This is a genomic window from Acinetobacter sp. RF14B (assembly GCF_006864105.1).
Classification (GTDB): Bacteria; Pseudomonadota; Gammaproteobacteria; order Pseudomonadales; family Moraxellaceae; genus Acinetobacter; species Acinetobacter lwoffii_C.
The window spans coordinates 1-18170 of record NZ_SMTB01000005.1 but is presented as its reverse complement, the minus strand read 5'-3'; the positions used below and the strand labels follow the sequence as shown (position 1 = coordinate 18170).

General features: G+C 40.4%; 15 protein-coding genes, 1 tRNA gene and 1 pseudogene. 7 read left to right on the top strand and 10 right to left on the bottom strand.

Features of this window, described 5'->3' with window-relative positions:
- Nucleotides 1-37: 37 nt before the first annotated feature.
- The 3 genes and pseudogenes from glpD to E2K52_RS01740 all read right to left on the bottom strand — a co-directional run.
- Nucleotides 38-1519, bottom strand: a pseudogene (glpD, locus tag E2K52_RS01750) (glycerol-3-phosphate dehydrogenase); the annotation flags it as partial.
- 411 nt (nt 1520-1930) lie between these two features.
- Nucleotides 1931-2320, bottom strand: coding sequence for a tautomerase family protein (locus E2K52_RS01745; RefSeq protein WP_151203283.1), 390 nt, complete (start codon nt 2318-2320; stop codon nt 1931-1933).
- A 595-nt stretch (nt 2321-2915) separates the two neighbouring features.
- The gene (locus E2K52_RS01740; protein ID WP_413772980.1) at nt 2916-3458 is read right to left on the bottom strand and encodes a hypothetical protein; all 543 of its coding nucleotides are present in this window, start codon (nt 3456-3458) and stop codon (nt 2916-2918) included.
- A 1057-nt stretch (nt 3459-4515) separates the two neighbouring features.
- On the opposite strand from E2K52_RS01740, the gene E2K52_RS01735 reads away from it, so the two are divergent.
- Nucleotides 4516-6141: an NAD+ synthase gene (locus E2K52_RS01735; RefSeq protein ID WP_151203282.1), complete on the top strand. Its 1626-nt coding sequence runs from the start codon at nt 4516-4518 to the stop codon at nt 6139-6141.
- A gap of 234 nt (nt 6142-6375) precedes the next feature.
- On the opposite strand, the gene E2K52_RS01730 is transcribed toward E2K52_RS01735, so the two are convergent.
- Nucleotides 6376-6452: transfer RNA gene (locus tag E2K52_RS01730), tRNA-Met, on the bottom strand.
- Between the two features lie 174 nt (nt 6453-6626).
- Here E2K52_RS01730 and E2K52_RS01725 point away from each other — a divergent pair.
- Both E2K52_RS01725 and E2K52_RS01720 read left to right on the top strand, forming a co-directional pair.
- Nucleotides 6627-7031, top strand: a complete 405-nt coding sequence (locus tag E2K52_RS01725) for a hypothetical protein (RefSeq protein WP_151203281.1) — start codon at nt 6627-6629, stop codon at nt 7029-7031.
- Nucleotides 7032-7277: 246 nt separating this feature from the next.
- A complete protein-coding gene (locus E2K52_RS01720; protein WP_151203280.1) occupies nt 7278-7718 on the top strand; it encodes a universal stress protein in 441 nt (146 codons plus the stop codon).
- A 49-nt stretch (nt 7719-7767) separates the two neighbouring features.
- Here E2K52_RS01720 and E2K52_RS01715 read toward each other — a convergent pair whose 3' ends face one another.
- Entirely contained in the window at nt 7768-8064 is a 297-nt protein-coding gene (locus E2K52_RS01715; protein WP_151203325.1) for an MGMT family protein, read from the bottom strand.
- Between the two features lie 120 nt (nt 8065-8184).
- Entirely contained in the window at nt 8185-9684 is a 1500-nt protein-coding gene (locus E2K52_RS01710; protein ID WP_151203279.1) for a cation:proton antiporter, read from the bottom strand.
- A gap of 210 nt (nt 9685-9894) precedes the next feature.
- Here E2K52_RS01710 and E2K52_RS01705 point away from each other — a divergent pair, with 210 nt between their 5' ends.
- Entirely contained in the window at nt 9895-10449 is a 555-nt protein-coding gene (locus tag E2K52_RS01705) for a hypothetical protein (protein WP_151203278.1), read from the top strand.
- Between the two features lie 34 nt (nt 10450-10483).
- Here E2K52_RS01705 and E2K52_RS01700 read toward each other — a convergent pair whose 3' ends face one another.
- Together E2K52_RS01700 and E2K52_RS01695 are read right to left on the bottom strand one after the other, a co-directional pair.
- Nucleotides 10484-11389: a neutral zinc metallopeptidase gene (locus E2K52_RS01700; RefSeq protein ID WP_151203277.1), complete on the bottom strand. Its 906-nt coding sequence runs from the start codon at nt 11387-11389 to the stop codon at nt 10484-10486.
- A gap of 50 nt (nt 11390-11439) precedes the next feature.
- Nucleotides 11440-12366, bottom strand: coding sequence for a DUF808 domain-containing protein (locus tag E2K52_RS01695; protein WP_151203276.1), 927 nt, complete (start codon nt 12364-12366; stop codon nt 11440-11442).
- A 190-nt stretch (nt 12367-12556) separates the two neighbouring features.
- On the opposite strand from E2K52_RS01695, the gene trpS reads away from it, so the two are divergent.
- Nucleotides 12557-13570, top strand: coding sequence for a tryptophan--tRNA ligase (gene trpS / locus E2K52_RS01690; RefSeq protein WP_151203275.1), 1014 nt, complete (start codon nt 12557-12559; stop codon nt 13568-13570).
- 759 nt (nt 13571-14329) lie between these two features.
- Here trpS and lysS read toward each other — a convergent pair.
- Complete coding sequence (gene lysS / locus E2K52_RS01685) at nt 14330-15856, bottom strand: lysine--tRNA ligase (protein ID WP_151203274.1); 1527 nt, start codon at nt 15854-15856, stop codon at nt 14330-14332.
- A gap of 376 nt (nt 15857-16232) precedes the next feature.
- Between lysS and E2K52_RS01680 the strand changes: the two genes are divergently transcribed.
- Nucleotides 16233-16727, top strand: a complete 495-nt coding sequence (locus E2K52_RS01680; protein WP_151203273.1) for a YqiA/YcfP family alpha/beta fold hydrolase — start codon at nt 16233-16235, stop codon at nt 16725-16727.
- Nucleotides 16728-16809: 82 nt separating this feature from the next.
- Here E2K52_RS01680 and E2K52_RS01675 read toward each other — a convergent pair whose 3' ends face one another.
- Nucleotides 16810-17352, bottom strand: a complete 543-nt coding sequence (locus E2K52_RS01675) for an adenine phosphoribosyltransferase (protein WP_151203272.1) — start codon at nt 17350-17352, stop codon at nt 16810-16812.
- A 481-nt stretch (nt 17353-17833) separates the two neighbouring features.
- On the opposite strand from E2K52_RS01675, the gene rubA reads away from it, so the two are divergent.
- Nucleotides 17834-17998 carry a rubredoxin RubA gene (gene rubA / locus E2K52_RS01670; RefSeq protein WP_151203271.1) on the top strand — a complete coding sequence of 55 codons (165 nt, stop codon included), beginning with the start codon at nt 17834-17836 and terminating at the stop codon, nt 17996-17998.
- Nucleotides 17999-18170 lie beyond the last annotated feature (172 nt).

Below are 18170 nucleotides of genomic sequence, written 5' to 3'. Positions count from 1 at the left end.
GGCCAATTTCATTTGATCTTTTAATCAGTAATTTTAGAAGATACTGATCTAAACGCGATATTTCATCCCCATTAAATTGAAAACCAAGTTTGCTTCTACGCCATAAAATATCCTGACTGGTTCTGGCCCACTCCCGATCTACCAAATAATCGACTTCTTTGGCAAACAGGCCGTGGCCAAAATCTTCACCCAGCTCCTTCAGGCTAGAAATATGCCCTAAAAACTGCCAGACTCGTGAACCATAAGCGTGAGCCCAGCGTGAGGCCAAGGGTAAAGAGACATTTTCCACACGCTGCATAATTTGCTGAATTAAAAGTTCCAGCGAAACCAGATTTTCAGCTCCAGGCAATAACGCTTTTTCAGTCCAAGGTTTTTTTATTTCAGGAAAGATCACTGCCAAGTGCGCTATGGCTGCCTCCGCCAGCTTTCTATAAGTAGTGAGCTTCCCGCCAAATACTGAAAGCAAAGGCGCTTCATGGGGCTGCGGATGCGACAGGGCCAAAGTATAATCCCGGGTAATGGCCGATGGATTATCAGACTCGTCATCACATAAAGAGCGCACACCGGAATAAGTCGATAAAATATCTTCTGGACCTAACTGCTGCTTAAAGTGATCATTATAAACATCCAGCAAATAGCTCATTTCCGGCTGAGTAATTTCAACCTGATCTAAATCGCCTTGATACTCATGATCCGTGGTTCCGATTAGCGTGTATTGCTCAAGATAAGGAATGACAAAAACAATGCGATGATCTTTATTTTGTAAAATAAAAGCCTTATCGCCATCATAAACTCTAGGCACAATAATATGACTGCCTTGAATCAGGCGCAGCCCATAAGGTGATTTCTGTTTTAAGCTTTTTTCAATAAACTGGGTTACCCAAGGTCCGGCAGCATTAACCAAAGCTTTCGCCTGTACCTGATAACTCCCTTGCGAATCTTCCAGATGAATTTTCCATAATTCATTTTCACGCTCAGCAGCTGTACAACGTGTTTGGGTGGCAATATAGGCTCCCAGCTCATGTGCCTGCATGGCGTTTAAAATCACCAGACGGGCATCATCTACTGCACAATCCGAATATTCAAAACCCTGGGTTATGTCTTCCTTTAAAGGACTGCTAACGGCATTAAACCTAATATGTCGAGAACCTGCTAGTTTTTCCCGTTTTCCCAGATGATCATAAAAAAACAAACCCGTCCGAATGAGCCATGCAGGACGCAAATGCGGTTGATGAGGCATAATAAAGCGAAGTGGACGAATAATATGCGGGGCTTTTGCCAACAGAATTTCCCGCTCAGCCAAAGCTTCGTGCACCAAACGAAATTCTTTATGCTCCAGATAGCGCAAACCACCATGAATAAGCTTGCTGCTTGCAGAAGAAGTGTGACTAGCTAAATCATCTTTTTCACATAAAAAAACCGATAAGCCTCGGCCCGCAGCGTCAACCGCAATGCCAACACCATTGATACCGCCACCGACAATCACTACATCATAGACCGGATGATTCATCTGCATCATCACCTCCTTGGATCTGCTCAAACAGCATATTTAGATTTATTCTTGTTCTAATAGTTGGTTTTGCATCTAGCAAATTAACATTATTGAAAGGGAAATAATACTGAGAAACTGTCCTTTATTCTTCACATGTTCTCAATACTTCATATTTCCACCTCACTTTTGAGTATCTCATTCGGTTTATTTTCTACTCAGTCTCGACTCTCAAAGGAAGTGCCGAAGTGTGACAGGGAATGATTTCAGAAACAGGAAAAATGAAATAGTACTTTATTTAAGACCCATCAAAATCAAAAAATCAAAGATACTTCAAGAACTTGGTGTTGTACTTTAAATGTTAATCCAAATCATAAAAATAAGGGTTTAAGGCTACTTTTTTAATTCCACCTAATACCCACTATATCGTTTGTATTAAAATCAAATATTTATCCTATAATTCAGCTGTGACTCATCCGCACTTTCCCCTCTAATCCCCCAGTTTTCTTGAGAGGTCTCAAATATAGTGATTTCAATATCATTTGAATCAATACCGCATAAATTGCTTATATTTTTGAACAAAGTCTTAATCAATGCTTTCTTAGTCTCTTTTGTTCTTCCATCAAACATAGAAATTTCAATAATTACATAAGATGTACTACGATCTGCTGGATAAACAAAATTTTTTGGTTCTAATGAAATAAAGCGTTGAAACTTTTTTTCTTCAGGATATTTTAATTCTTTGACTAAAGCTTGATGAATAGCTTTACTTAAATTATCCCGATGTAATTCTATTGTTTCACTTAAAGCATAAACTTTTATTTGCGACATTATTTTTCTCTATGTTAAAAACATTAATCTTAGCTTAACTTTCTCTTTATTTAATACAGTATCCAACAAATATTAGATATAGTTTTAAGTGTTTGTTCAGTCTCATAAAGACTGACCCTAAGGCTAAACTAATGTGCTTCAATGAATTGTAGTATTCCATTAAATAGAGCTTAATATTTATTTTTGCTTCTTGAATGAAATAGTAACAAAGCTTGTATATCTATGCCGTTTTAAGACTTCGGAAGAGCCTCTCTGCCAGAGCATGATCTCATGAGCAGTATACTGCCCCAGACCTGTGCAACTCATATTTACCTCACCATCCTTTTTCAAACTATGCCCAAACATATGGCTTCTAGACTGATTAAGGGCTGTCATAAATTGTCTTGAGAATATCTGATCAATCCTTATTATTCTTTTATGACTCAACGCCATATATTAAGAGATAATCAGTGGAAGTAGATTAAAGTCTATTAGCTAGATGAGCAGGTAGTATTGGAATAACTGCCAAAGATAACCGATTATTTATTGAAACAGCTCTATACCGTGATTGCTTTATCTGGCTTCAACAATGGTCTGGCTTCATTGATAATCTACTCTAGTTTTGAATAATAATATTAGGAATTTTTTCAAAAAAAATATCCCGTGCAATATCACCTTGTTGCTCAATATTATATTGCTCAAAAAGCTTGTCTTCGATCAATTTATATTTATATGGATTATATAGCTTAAAACTAAAATAATAAGCACTTTGTAAAATAAAGCCTCTTAGCACTACGTTCTTATGTTTTTGATATTGAAGTATATGGGCAAGTTCATGGATAAATACACCTTGCATAGCAATTGAACATTCAGAATAATCTTTGACGAACAACTCTTGATTTACAAATATCCTGCCATTTGGAGCCATCAATATTTTTTTAGGCTGCCAAGGTAAATAACGTATATTAAAAATCTTCACATCATTATAATTAATAAGATTATGGAATACTTTTTTCGCAATATTTACTTCGCCCTCAGTTAGACCTCTATATTGAAATTCCTTTATATTTAACCAATTATAAAAAAAATAAATTGAGTACTGAACAATACTTTTAAATAACCTTATAAATGCATTTTTCATAAAAGCATCGTGACCCATGTTTAACCAATTTTCATTGGCAGCACACCGAAACTCATTGCATAGCAATCATTGAGCTACCCACTAGCATCTTAGTATAACTCGAATCCCACCTAAACCAAGATTGCATTACTTGAATGCTTGGCTTAGCTTGATGGCATAATCAGTAAGCACATAAACAAGATGTATAACATCCAGCTCAGTCTCCATCAATAGCTCTCACTTTACTGCTGATGAAATTATATTTCTCTTGTAATAAGCTGAATAATTTTCTATTTTGTTAGACTGCTTTAAGTGATATTCATCTGATATAGGGAGTTGAATAGATTCTATTTTCTTCCGCTGATAGATAATTAAATCAATACCTTGTAATTCTTATCTGTTCTTTAATTTCTAAATCATAGCGCCACAATTAGCATAGAGCTTTGCTTTTAATCCCCCCTCTCCACTGTTCACCTATTTTCATGGCTGCTGTATGCGTATTCATAAAACCGTACTTACAATATTTCCTCATTGATTCGTGATTAGATACAGTTTGCAGCCAAACAACCATCCCATTGAACTTTTTTGAGGTTTCAATCGTCCCTCTGCTTCGATTTTTGAAAAAAGTCATCAATAACACAGAGTGAATGCTTAAAATCGAACATTGTGACTGAAAGCATAGGTTGTGTGATACCTCCGCAAGAGTTTTCTGCCATCTTTTTCAAGTCAATTTCTTATCCCTGATTCAGATTAATTAAGAGCAGTTTAAATAAAAGTCTGCACAACCACCATTGCTCTCAACGGTCTACCATTAAGGTGCAAAAAAACAACAATTCAAATGATTTTTTATAATAACGTTGCATATCGGCAGCAATTCTCTTAAATCAGCGCTAGCTTCTCAACCAAATTGCGATAAAATACCTCAAGTATGATATTTTTAGTTCGCAAATCAAAATGTAACGATTATGCGAGATAATGACGTTTTTATTTTGGCCATTTGGCTTTTGCTAGTATCGAACTGCACTCAGCTGGATAAGTAGAATTATAAAAATCAGTAATTTAGTGTATTAACCTATAGGAATAGGATTTAATTGGAATGAAAAGTTTTAAAATTGCCATTGCTCAATTCTCTCCACATGTTGGCAATCTAGATGCAAATACGCAGGCCATCATTGATCAGGCCAATCAGGCTAAAAAAGATAAAGCTGATCTGATTATTTTCCCTGAACTCGCCACTCTGGGCTATCCGGCAGAAGATTTATTAATTCGCCCAAGTCTGGCCAAACGTACTCAACAGGCTTTTGAAAAACTTAGCGAAGTCAAAGATATTGTGATGGTCTTTGGTTTTGTCAATCAATCTGAAGAGGGTCAGCGCTATAATGCTGCGGCCGTCATGAAAGATGGTGAAGTATTAGGAATTTACAACAAACAGACCTTACCAAACTATAGTGTATTTGATGAAAAGCGCTACTTTGAACAAGGTCATCAGCATCTGGTATTTGAATATCTTGAACATAAATTTGGCGTATTGATTTGTGAAGATATCTGGTCCTTATCTACTGTACAGCAACTGGCACAGTTAAATATCGATACTGCCTTGGTACTGAATGCGTCTCCCTACGAAGTAGGCAAGCCACAGCACCGCATTGACACCATGACTGCACTGGTAAAACAGCTGAATATCAATCTGGTGTACTGTAACCAGGTGGGTGGGCAGGATGATCTGATTTTTGACGGAACCAGTTTCATACTGAATAAATCAGGTGATGTGGCTTTACAGGCACCAAGCTTTGAAGCTGGGTTATACATTGCAGACTTCGATGCTGAACAGTTAAAGTTCAGCAAAGGGGCCATTACCCCGACTTTAGACACCATGGCTGAGATTTATCAAAGCCTGGTGATGGCGACACGCGATTATGTTCAGCGTTCAGGTTTTCCTGGAGTGATTTTAGGCCTCTCCGGCGGGATTGATTCTGCCCTGACTTTAGCAATTGCAGCGGATGCGATTGGCCCGGACAAGGTTCAAGCAGTAATGATGCCTTATACCTATACCGCCCAAATTAGTGTCGAAGATGCGGCGGAACAGGCGAAAAGTATGGGGGTGACCTTTGGGATTGCCGAAATCAATCCAGTGGTTAACAGTTTTATGCAAACCTTGTATCCATTTTTTGGCAATGCTCCGGCAGATACCACTGAAGAAAACCTGCAGGCCCGTACTCGTGGCACCTTGCTGATGGCTTTATCTAATAAGTTTGGCAATCTCGTACTGGCCACCGGCAACAAATCTGAACTGGCTGTAGGTTATTGTACTTTATATGGTGATATGGTCGGCGGGTTTGCTGTTCTGAAAGATGTGTATAAGACCATTGTGTTTGAACTAGCAAAATACCGTAACAGCATTTCGGAAACACCGGTTATTCCTGAGCGCGTAATCACACGTCCACCTTCAGCCGAGCTGCGTCCAGATCAGGTTGATCAAGACTCCTTGCCGCCATATGAAATTCTGGATGCTATTCTATACTCATATATTGAAGAAGATTCGAGCCAGGATGATATTATTTCCAAAGGCTTTGATGCCGAAGTTGTGAAAAGAATCATTCGTTTGGTGGATGTGAATGAATATAAACGCCGTCAAGCCGCAATTGGCCCTCGTATCAGTTCACGCTCCTATGGTCGTGAACGCCGTTATCCAATCGTAAATGGCTGGAAAGCAGGTATTTAAAATACCATTGTTAGATACTTTAAATCGCTCTGGTCTTCGACTTGGGCGATTTTTTTATGATAGAAAATTCAATAAGCTAAATATAACAAAACAGAAGTTAGAAGTTAGAAGTTAGAAGTTAGAAGTTAGAAGTTAGAAGTTATTTTTTTAAATAATGTTAAAAGTTAAGTGAAATTTTTAATTGTATTTTGAACTAGAAAAAAAGAGACCAAGCTGAGAGCTTGGTCTTTAAAATGGTGGCTATGACGGGACTTGAACCTGTGACCCCCGCATTATGAGTGCGGTGCTCTAACCAACTGAGCTACATAGCCATAAACTGTGTGCGCATTATCGTTAGTTCTACAGCCACCGTCAAGCATTTTCACACACAAATGTTCAGTCTTTACGCAAATAAATACTGAACATTTAAACTTTAGCCAAAAAAGTTTTTATACTGTTTAATACATATAGCCATAACACCATTTAAGTCATAGAGGCTTTATTCAATGAATAAAATGAAAATCCTTATTCTCCTCCTCAGTCTGGCGAGTCTCCCTGCCTGCCAGATCATTTCGCCTATTTTTGTTGATTACAATGGAGTGAGACGTGACGTAGCGCAATGGATCAATCATCATCAACTCTTAAGCATGCAGCAAAAACGTGCCTTGGTACAATTGAGCAAAGCCCAACAAAAAATCAACCGCTTTGCCGAGTATGATCAGAGCCAACAATGGACCATCACTCAGGAAAATCAGATTGCTTTATATTGTGCCGGTCGTTCTGTAAGCGAACATAAAATCCAGCAGTTACAAGAGAAGATTCATGGAGATGAAACGGCCATGATTTTACAGCGTTACGAACAGCTTGCGCCCAAGATCAAACTTGATCTGAATGCCGTGCAATGTGAGTGAGAGTCGAGTAGCTTCTATTCACTTGCTCTTGAACACCACAACCTTGATCCGGATCAAAAATAAGTGCTGGGGAAAATACATTTTTTTAAAAAAATAAGCCTTTAGTCTATTAGACGTTATACCTATGTATTTACTTGGTTTTATTTTTATAAAATACAGGCTATGATCAAAGTATAAACAACAATTCGTACCCGTTTTAAGGCGTCACATTTTTATAAGACTTTATTTCTCACAAGGAGAATTCTCGTGTCATTTGAACATATTTTAGTACCAATCGACGGCTCAGAAATATCATATGCAGCAGTGGACAAGGCAGTAGAACTTGCCAAAGCCTTTAATAGTAAAGTTACGGTTGTACAAGTACTTGCTCTGGATCCTTATATCGCCGCTGAATATATTACAGCTGCACAAACCAATGACCTGATTGAACGTGCCCGTACTTCTATTCTTAAAACGCTGGAAGAAGCAAAAGCCAGATTCTCTAATGCAGGTTTGGAGGTCGAAACTCAACTGCTCGAAGGCCAAGTGATTTATAGTGAAATCGCTAAGGCAGCTCAGTCTTTAAATGCTGACCTGATCGTGATTGGTTCACATGGCCGTACCGGCTTCAAGAAACTGTTCTTGGGCAGCGTAGCGCAAAGTGTGTTGGGTCAAGCAGATATTCCGGTGATGGTGGTGCGTAAATAAATTATTTTTCCTTCATTCCTCATTTTTCCGAAAGTGAGGAATTTTATTTTTAACTCCTGCCATCCCACTGATATTGTTTTAAATTCACTCTACCCTGATTCACACACACCCCCTCCTGACCTAACCGAAGCTGCTGAATATTCTGACCTTCGATATCCAGTTTGTTTAAGCTTAATTTTCCTTGCGCATTAATGACACGATACCAAGGTAGATCTGTACCTTCATCCAACTGACTTAATACCTTACCGACCAGACGAGCATGTTTGGCTAAGCCTGCCAGTTTTGCAATCTGTCCATACGTCGCAACTCTGCCATAAGGAATTTGACTGATTACCGCCAGAATCATCTCCGCCATTTCCCGGCTTGCCTGACTTTTCATGGTATTAGGTGACTCAACAACAATCTCATTTTAATAACACTTCGCAAGTCTTCAAGAGTCAGACTATTCCTGTTGAGCGATGCCATACTAGAAATTATCCGGATTTTCCAGACGTTTCACTTCCTGTGCTTTTTCAGGATGATGTACACTGGTCACGCCATCAGCATCTTTTTGATCAATCAGCACTTCAGGCTGATAGATGGTAATGGTTTCATTGCCATATTCATCTTCCCCTACGATGTATTTGAACCCCTTACGGTTCAACTTATGGCACATTCGTTGATACCAGCCCTTAAAGCCTTGAGTCTCTTCATAGGGATTATAATAAAAAGCATTCATGACGGCAGGTAGACCCAAACCACAGACCACCCCTGAAAGTAATACGGCAATAAAAGTATAACCTACCAGAATACTGCTATAAGCTTCCAGCTGAGGAATATTGGCAACAGCAAGAATCAAGGCTAGGGAGATCCCGCCACGTACGCCACCCCAAGACAGAATGGTTAAACTGCCGTTATAGCTTTTCTTGCTTATTTTTGGAAATAAGGCAAAGGCCAGATGATTCGCAGCAAACCGGGTCAGATGCAGAATGATAAAGGCGACAATTCCACCCAGTACCAGACTAGCACTCAGGTCGAGAATAAAAAGTTCTAGTCCAATTAAAGTAAACAGGAAAGAATTGATAATGCCTTCAACGGTGTGCCAGAAGTGATTGACATCCTCGATTTCGGCATACGCCAGAATTTCCTTCCATTTATTTCCGACAATCAACCCCCCAATAACACAGGCAATTGGTGCCGATGCATGAGCCAGCAAAGCAACCAGATAGGAACCACAGGCCAATAAGGCTGTGGTCAAAATTAAAGATTCCATCTCATGCTTGCCACGCAACAAACGTAAAATGGCTGCACCAAAGATCAGGCCAATTAGCACCGCCACGACAATTTCATAGAACAGGGTCTGTAATACGCCGACCAAGGTAAAGTTTTCGCCCTGTAAGACATTTAACAAAGTCATGAATAAGGCAATACACATTGCATCATTAAACAGGGATTCGCCTTCCAGTTTCACAATTAAATGATGCGGTGCCCGTACCGAACTCAATACACCTTTGATACCAATCGGGTCGGTCGCCCCTAAAGCCGCCCCCAGTAAAAGTAATACCAGCAAATCAACATGCTTGCCAATTAAGAATTGATAACCATATAAGAGCGTACCAAACAGGACTGCACAAAATACCAAGGCCAGACTGGCAAGAATTCCTATCGGCCGCCAATGATTTTGCAGATCGGATACCTTAAACTTCAGTGCCGAAGAAGTTAAAATAAAACAGATTACTCCATTGATCAGAAAATCATAAAAATCAACATTTCGAACTGCCTGCTCGATATTTTCAATATTGATACTGAAAAATGGATTGCCGTGCAAAAGGCTGGCACCCCATTGCAAGATAAAGACAAAAATTGCCGATACAATCGGAACACCAATCGCCTGAGGAAAACCTAAAACACGCTTGTTGAACATGGTGGTGGCAATTGACAGCGCAAAAACCACTGTCAAAAGTTGTAGAAAAAAGAAACTTCCCATTCGGTGTCCTAAATGATGGCAAAATCAGGCAATACTAGGTCGCGGGTTCACTTGAAATAAAAATTGAAAAAGCAAAATATTTTAACAAAACAAGTTTAATCTGCTTTTATTGAAAATTGAGTTAAGTTTTTTTGCAATTCTTACAAATGCCGATTTAATATACACCCTAGAACACCTCTTTACTTTCCTTCTGTTTTGAAATCTTCTCCCATGCATCAAACTGTTAAAACCATCTTTCGCCTGTGTTTTGCTGCGGTTATTTTTATTGTTACGCTTTCCCTTGTTTTGACCTGTTTTATCAAGGTCCGGGACATCATGAATGCAGAACAGCACTATCAGCAAGCCACCCCTCTTTCCTTGAAAAGTGATCCTCACACCCAGTACGTGCTGCTGTCCAATAATCAAAAACCGGACAATACGATTTTTATTTTGATCGCCGGAAATGGTTATATTGCCAAAATCAGTTGTGATCATTATCCGGCTTTATGTACGGATGATTATAACCAGTCGCACACCCGTCAGATTCAGACTATTGATTTAATTAAGGCTGGTAATTTTTTCTATATTAAAAATATTCAGTACCGGGAGAGCCGCAGTGGCCAGGTGAGTCACTTTAATTACTCTCCGCAGGAGCTACAGCAGTTTTATAAAAATGATATTTACCATTTAAAGTTTATCGTCGTAGTCGTGGCTTTATTTGCTTTGGCCGCTCTATTTGTAAGTCTAAAAATTTTAAGAAACTTCCGGCAGTTTCTCAACAAATGAAACAAGGGAATCAGCATTCCCTTGCTCTTCGTCATTAGATCGTTTGATTAAAGCTATCACAGTTGGCCAGTTGACCAGATTTCAGGCCGGTATTAAACCAGTGTACACGCTGTGCACTGCTACCATGCGTAAAACTATCAGGGACTACTTGTCCACGTGCCCGCTTTTGTAAATAGTCATCACCAATTTTATGTGCTGCGTCCATCGCTTCTTCCACATCTCCTGCCTCAAGAAACTGGGTGCGCTGCTGATTATGATGCGCCCATACACCCGCCAGGCAATCAGCCTGTAATTCCTGTCGTACTGAAAGCTGATTACCCTCAACTTCACTGCTTTGACGGCGCGCCTGCTGAACCTGGGAGGAAATACCTAAAATGGTTTGAATATGGTGTCCCACTTCATGAGCCACTACATAGGCTTGGGCAAAGTCGCCCGCCTGATCCGTACGGGACAGCTCGGTAGTATTCTGTTCACCACTAATGCCCATCTGGGTACGCATATCTTTAAAGAATGCTGTATCAATATAAACCTTCTGGTCGGCCGGACAATAAAATGGTCCCATGGCAGATTGTGCAGTACCACAACCTGAATTCACCACCTCATTAAAAAGCACCAGTTTCGGCGGCACATATTGTTTATTCAGCTGCTGCTGAAATACCTGATTCCAGGTATCCTCAGTATCGGCCAGCACAGTGCCCACAAAATCTATCGCTTCCTGCTGCTCAGGCGTAGGATGCTCCAAGCCTTGGGTTTCAGCCGGCTGGGATTGGGAGGTTACTTGCTTGGTGGCTTGATAGGCTTGTTGAGGATCAACACCAAAGAATTTCCATGCCACAAAAGCCACTATCAACCCTAAAATACTGATGCCGCCCGCTTTAGCCCCACCACCACCGCGACGGTCTTCCACATTCGTACTGACACGACGTCCTTTCCAGCGCATAGGAATTTTCCTTTTTTCTAATTCACTGTATGTTATCGAATTTATAAGGATTATGCTTGTTTTGATTTGGGCCAAATTTTCTGAATCCCAGCCACCACACCCAGTACAACCAAGCCAGCTATAAAGCCAATCACCAAGTTAATCAAGGTCGGTGTTAATGCTCCCACAATAGTACCCACCGTTGGAATATGCTCAGCATAATCAACCGAGCCTTCCATGAAATGATGTAATAAAGGTACCCCGTGACTAATAATGCCACCACCTACCAAAAACATGGCGATGGTGCCTACAATAGTTAGGGTCTTCATCAATTTTGGTGCAAAAGCCAATAAGCCACGCCCAATACTTTGCTTTAATGAAGAGGCTTGCTTAGTTAAATACAGCCCTAAATCATCAATTTTGACAATCATTGCCACAAAACCATACACACCGACGGTCATCAAAATTGCAATGACTGACAGCACCATCACTTTGGTACCAAAAGCAGCTGTAGCCACTGTTCCTAATGAAATCACCACAATTTCCGCAGACAAAATAAAATCTGTTCGTACTGCCCCTTTAATTTTGTCTTTTTCAAACGTCACCAGATCGGTTTCTATGGTGGTTAATTCTTGGCTAGCAGCTTCTCCGGTTTTGGCTTTTTTGTGCTGTATGCTATGCAGGACTTTTTCCACGCCCTCATAACAAAGAAATAAGCCACCTATCATTAGCAGTGGTGTAATCAGCCAGGGAGCAACTACACTAATCAATAGGGCAGCAGGAACAAGAATAAGCTTATTGACAAATGAACCTTTGGCAACAGACCACACCACCGGAAGCTCACGGTCTGAACGTACCCCACTGACTTGTTGCGCATTGAGAGCTAAATCATCTCCCAACACCCCTGCCGTTTTTTTCGCTGCCATTTTGCTCATGACAGCCACATCATCCAGGACCGTAGCAATATCATCTAATAATATAAGTAAACTGCTCGCCATATTTATTATCCTTATCCTATTTCAAATTATTTTAATCACAATTCTAAAAAAAGATTGTATTCACTTGTTTAATTAATAAGATTTTTTTATTCAGGCTTTTTAGTGGCTGACATTCAAAAACAGAATGCCGTACAATATTGCCATTCATTCATATTTAGAAGTCATACTGACTACCCTTTTGGAATAAAAAATGAGTAATCAAGATAATCGTCCAGTGATCCTGACTGGCGACCGTCCTACCGGACAACTTCACCTCGGTCACTTTGTCGGTTCATTACGCTCACGTGTCGGCTTGCAAGACTCTCATCACCAGCATTTATTACTCGCTGATGCTCAAGCTCTGACCGATAATGCAGATAACTTTGAAAAAGTACGCCGCAATATTATTGAAGTCGCAACGGATTATCTGGCAGTCGGGATTGATCCGACCAAAACCACAATTTGTGTTCAGTCATGCTTACCAGCCTTGAATGAACTGACCATGCTGTATTTAAACTTTGTGACAGTTTCCCGTCTGGAGCGTAACCCGACCATTAAAGCTGAAATCCAGCTGCGTGGTTTTGAACGTGATATTCCGGCAGGTTTCCTGTGCTATCCGGTAGCTCAAGCGGCCGATATTACTGCATTTAAGGCCACTGTCGTTCCAGTTGGTGAAGATCAGATTCCGATGATCGAACAGACCAACGAAATCGTACGTCGTTTGAACCGCCAGATTGGTCATGAACTCTTACCTGAATGTAAAGCTCTGCTGTCTAACATGAGCCGCTTACCAGGTTTTGACGGCAAGGCGAAAATGTCAAAATCTCTGGGCAATACCATTGTGCTGGATGCTTCTGATAAAGACATTAAAAAAGCCGTAAATGCCATGTATACCGATCCAAACCATCTGCGTATTGAAGATCCGGGCCAAGTGGAAGGTAATATCGTATTTACTTATCTGGATGCGTTTGACCCAAATAAAGAAGAACTGGAAGAATTGAAAGCGCATTATCGTCGTGGTGGCTTGGGCGATGGTACCGTGAAAAAGCGTCTGGAAGGGATTCTTAAAGAATTGATCGGTCCGATCCGCGAACGCCGGATAGAGCTAGCGAAAGATCCGGATTACATCATGGATATCCTGAAAACCGGTACAGACAAATGCCGTGATATTACGCAGGCCACACTAGATGAAGTAAAAGCAGGCCTAGGCGTATTCCGCTTCTAATTCATGCTGCAGGTTTAAAGAAAAGCTCTTCCCCAGGAAGGGCTTTTTTTTACCGCCTAAATCACCACTGAGCTATGGGTTTACCCACATATTCTCCATAATTTTTACCTTATTTAACATCTATTAACATGAATACTGATGAGTCATCTTAGGTTGGGCTTTACTATAAATCACATAGAAGGAATCAAGCTTAACTCTCTCCACAGTTAGTTTTGGTTTGTTTAAAAGGACATTCCTTTTTCTACGCAATGACAACCCCAATCATTGCGTTTTTTTTGTCTGTTATTTTTATAGGCGTGTATGGGCTAAAAAATCCCGCCCGGTTGGCAGGATTTTTAAAGCTCAAGTCTTAAAAATTAATACTAAATAAACCACCTTCTAAAGGAGTTTCAATACCTGAAGATACTCCGCCATCCGGCTATTGGCGTCAGAATCACCGAGCCAAGCATTCATTTTAAGTGGCATATCCTGACGAATACAATAGCATGAGATCAAGTGCCTTCATCTCATCATCAAAAGCAAAGGCAGCATTGTTTTCCGCACCACGCTCCGGCTCACCTTAGCCAACAAGACGTCCTGATAAACGGTTCATCCGCGCAAAACGAATCTCAGCACCTGCAGAAATCATTTTTCAGCTTCACCACAACCACTCTTATATTAATTTTCAGCGATTAAACTATGGTTTTTTACTCAGGCAACAAGCCCTATTTTCAAAAAAAATAACCCACGCGAAGGTGGGTTATTAGGGTAGATCAGCTATTAATTTTTATGACGCATATGCGGGAATAAAATCACGTCGCGGATACTTGGTGCATTGGCGAACAACATAACCAGACGGTCAATTCCAATCCCTTCACCTGCGGTTGGAGGCAAGCCATATTCCAGCGCTTCAATGAAGTCAGCATCATAGTGCATGGCTTCATCATCGCCAGCATCTTTCTCAGCCACCTGTGCCTGGAAGCGTTCTGCCTGGTCAATCGGGTCATTTAACTCCGAGAAACCATTGGCCAGCTCACGACCACCAATAAAGAATTCAAAACGGTCTGTAATATGTGGATTATCATCATTACGACGTGCCAATGGAGAGGTTTCCGCTGGATATTCCGTAATAAAAGTCGGCTGACGCAGTTTAGTTTCAACGGTTTCTTCAAACACAATTGTTTGTAGCTTACCCAAACCAAAACCAGGTTTCACCTGCTCTTTTAGTTCTTCCTGAACAAATTTTGCCAAGAACTCACGATCATTGACATTTTCAGGCGTGAATTGCGGATTGTGCTCAAGAATGGCATCGAACATCGAAATTTTCTTGAATGGTCCTTTGAAGTTATAAACTTCATCACCATAAGGCACATCAGTTGTACCCAGAATATCAATTGCCAGCTTTTCCAGCATTTGTTCGGTCAATTCCATCAGGTCTTTATAATCTGCATACGCCTGGTAGAATTCAATCATGGTGAATTCCGGATTATGACGTGTCGACACCCCTTCATTACGGAAGTTACGGTTAATTTCAAACACACGCTCAAAACCACCGACCACCAAACGCTTTAAGTACAGCTCAGGCGCAATACGCAAGAACAGCGGCATATCCAGGGCATTATGATGGGTTTCAAACGGACGTGCAGACGCTCCGCCTGGAATCACGTGCATCATTGGTGTTTCGACTTCCATATAACGTTTTTCAGTCAGGAAAGCACGAATCCCTGAAACCACCTTGGCCCGAATTTCAAAGGCTTTACGTGTTTCTTCGTTAACGATCAGGTCAAGATAACGTTTGCGATACTTAACTTCAGTATCATTCAGACCATGAAATTTGTCTGGCAGTGGACGCAGAGATTTGGTCAATAATTCAAATTGTTCGATATGAACATAGAGATCGCCTTTTCCAGAACGGCCAATATAGCCTTCTACTGCGATGATATCTCCCAGATCAAGTCCTTTGATGGTGGCCAGTACATCTGCGGATAGCTCTTTACGGGCAACATATAGCTGGATACGACCGGTCATGTCCTGGATCACGATGAATGATCCACGGTTTAACATTACACGGCCCGCAACTTTGACATATACCTTTTCACCAGCTTCAATTTCTTCTTTAGATTTATCAGCAAACTGGATTTGCAAATCTTGTGCATAATGCTCGCGCTTAAAGGTATTTGGCCACGGACTTTTGCCATTTTCTTGGGCTTGGCTTTCGATTTGCTTTAACTTGGCATGACGCTGTGCAATTAAATCGTTTTCGGAAATGATTTGTTCAGAAGTCGATTGAGCGTTATTTTGCGTCATCTCTGCCTCGAATAAAAATAGTTGAAAAATAGAAGTTACATAGAATAGCAGATTCCCCGGTCGAATCGTAGCTTAAAGACTGGGTGGAATTGGCTTTTCTGAAGAAAATTTGCAGTATATAGCTCTTTTTATTTTTTCTCTTTATCGCTTTTTAGTCCGGCTCTCGTTCATTTTTGAAAGCGATTTCTTCTTTTATTAAAGCCAAGCTTCATATATTCAATAGCAACTTCGATTGCGGCGGCTGTCTTTCCTGAAATTAGACCAATAGCTAACTGTTTTTTATGCTGCCAGCTTTTAAGCTAGTACCCAGATTGAAACTCATCTTTCAATCACGAACTAATGACTTTGGCATGTCGGATAAGAATGAGTAAAAAATATGTCTAAAATCTTATTTTTGCATGGCTTGGACTCTTGTAAAAAATCTTCGAAATTTCACGCAATTAATACAACACAAAAATACTGTATTGATGTGGATTACCGCAATCTGAGCTATAGCTCCGTGGCCGATTTTTATCATGACACTATTAAAATGATTAAGCCGGATATTCTGGTTGGCCACAGCCTGGGAGGATATTGGGCACTCAAAATGTCACAGGCCCATCAACTCCCCTGTATCGTAGCAAATCCGAGTCTGCAACCAAATTTCCGTGATGATTATCCGATCATTTCTGATAAGGATTTACAGCATGATATTCCACAATTTGCCTATCTTGAACTGGGCGATGAGATCCTGGATATGCATGCTGTACAGATCTGCCTCGAAGACTATATGCAAATTCAGGCAATTGAAGGGGGTCATCATCGTCTAGCACACCCCGAACAGCTCAATCAACTGATTCAGGAAATCGAAAAGCACTTTATCAGACAATAAAAAAGCTCCTCGTTCATCTGCCTTCCCAAAACTGGACGGTTTGACTGAGGAGCTTTGATCTGGAAATCCAGATCTATTTAACTTAAGCCACCGCAACCTTAGGTTGAGATTTATCATCCAGTACTGACCAGATTTCTAAGCCCAGGTTTGCATGCGAATCAGGCAAATCGAGGAAAACACTGGCACCCAATACTTCATGCTGACATTTTTTAGCCAGTTCATTTACTGCCTTTAATGTACCGCCAGTCGCCAGAACATCATCTACAATAATGATTTTTTGTGGCTCAATTTCAGCAGACGTTTCCAGACGGTCCACCCCATACTCCAGGCTATACCCCACCCCAATCACTGGAGGCGGTAGCTTGCCAGCTTTACGCACTAACAATAAGCCCTTGCCTGTACGCTGTGCCAATAAGCTGGCCAGTACAAAGCCACGCGCTTCTACGGCTAGAAAGCTATCTACTGCTGCCAGTTTGTCAGCTGGAATGCTCTCGATTAATGCATCAGTGAGTTGACTAATATCGCTGGTGAATAAAGGTGTCAGGTCAAAGAAACAGATCCCCGGTTTTGGGAAATCCTGAACAGTACGAATGTTAGACCACAATGAAGTAGACAAATTGCTCATGGGAGATTCTTAAACATGAAAATGAATAGTTGTATATTAGACTAAAGGGTCAAAACAAACAAGGACAAACGCCTAAATATAAGACAATATTAGATTATAAGATTTTGATATTAATAATGTAATTTATTTTTTAAAAATATTTTCTAAAATCGCACAAATTGATTAAAAAACCATCACATCAAAATCTTTTAAGAAATATACAGTCTCCTGAATACTTTGGTGGGTTTTGATTTTGGGCTGAATCGTGCTGCTCTGACCGTATGCTTAAAATACAGATTTAGCCCTTTCATCGATAAAATTTGGCCTGAGTTGCCATTCCGATCTTAATTTCACTGTTTAAACTCTTATTCGCTTTACTTTCTGAACGGAACTGCGTAAAAATTTAGCCCAATATGTTCACTATTAAAGTCATATTATTTTAGAGTCGTGCACGTTATAGTTTTTAGCTGACTCCTACAGTTGGTCAGTTTTGGAGAGTTATATGAAAAAATATCAATGCATCGTATGTGGATGGATTTACGACGAAGCACTGGGGTGGCCTCAGGATGGAATTGTGGCCGGTACCAAATGGGAAGATATTCCAGATGACTGGACTTGCCCAGATTGTGGCGTATCAAAAGCTGATTTCGAAATGATTGAAGTCTGATCATGTCCTCTTAAAGACCATGCTGAATGGTCTTTTTTTATGTCCCTTGGATTCTCAAATGAAGTGCAACAGAGATTAAATTATTGAAAGGGAGCAAGATGAGCTAGCATTTTGCTTCCGACCGACCAAAGTCAAAGTTGCATCATGAACTATACTCATCTTACTCAAGAAG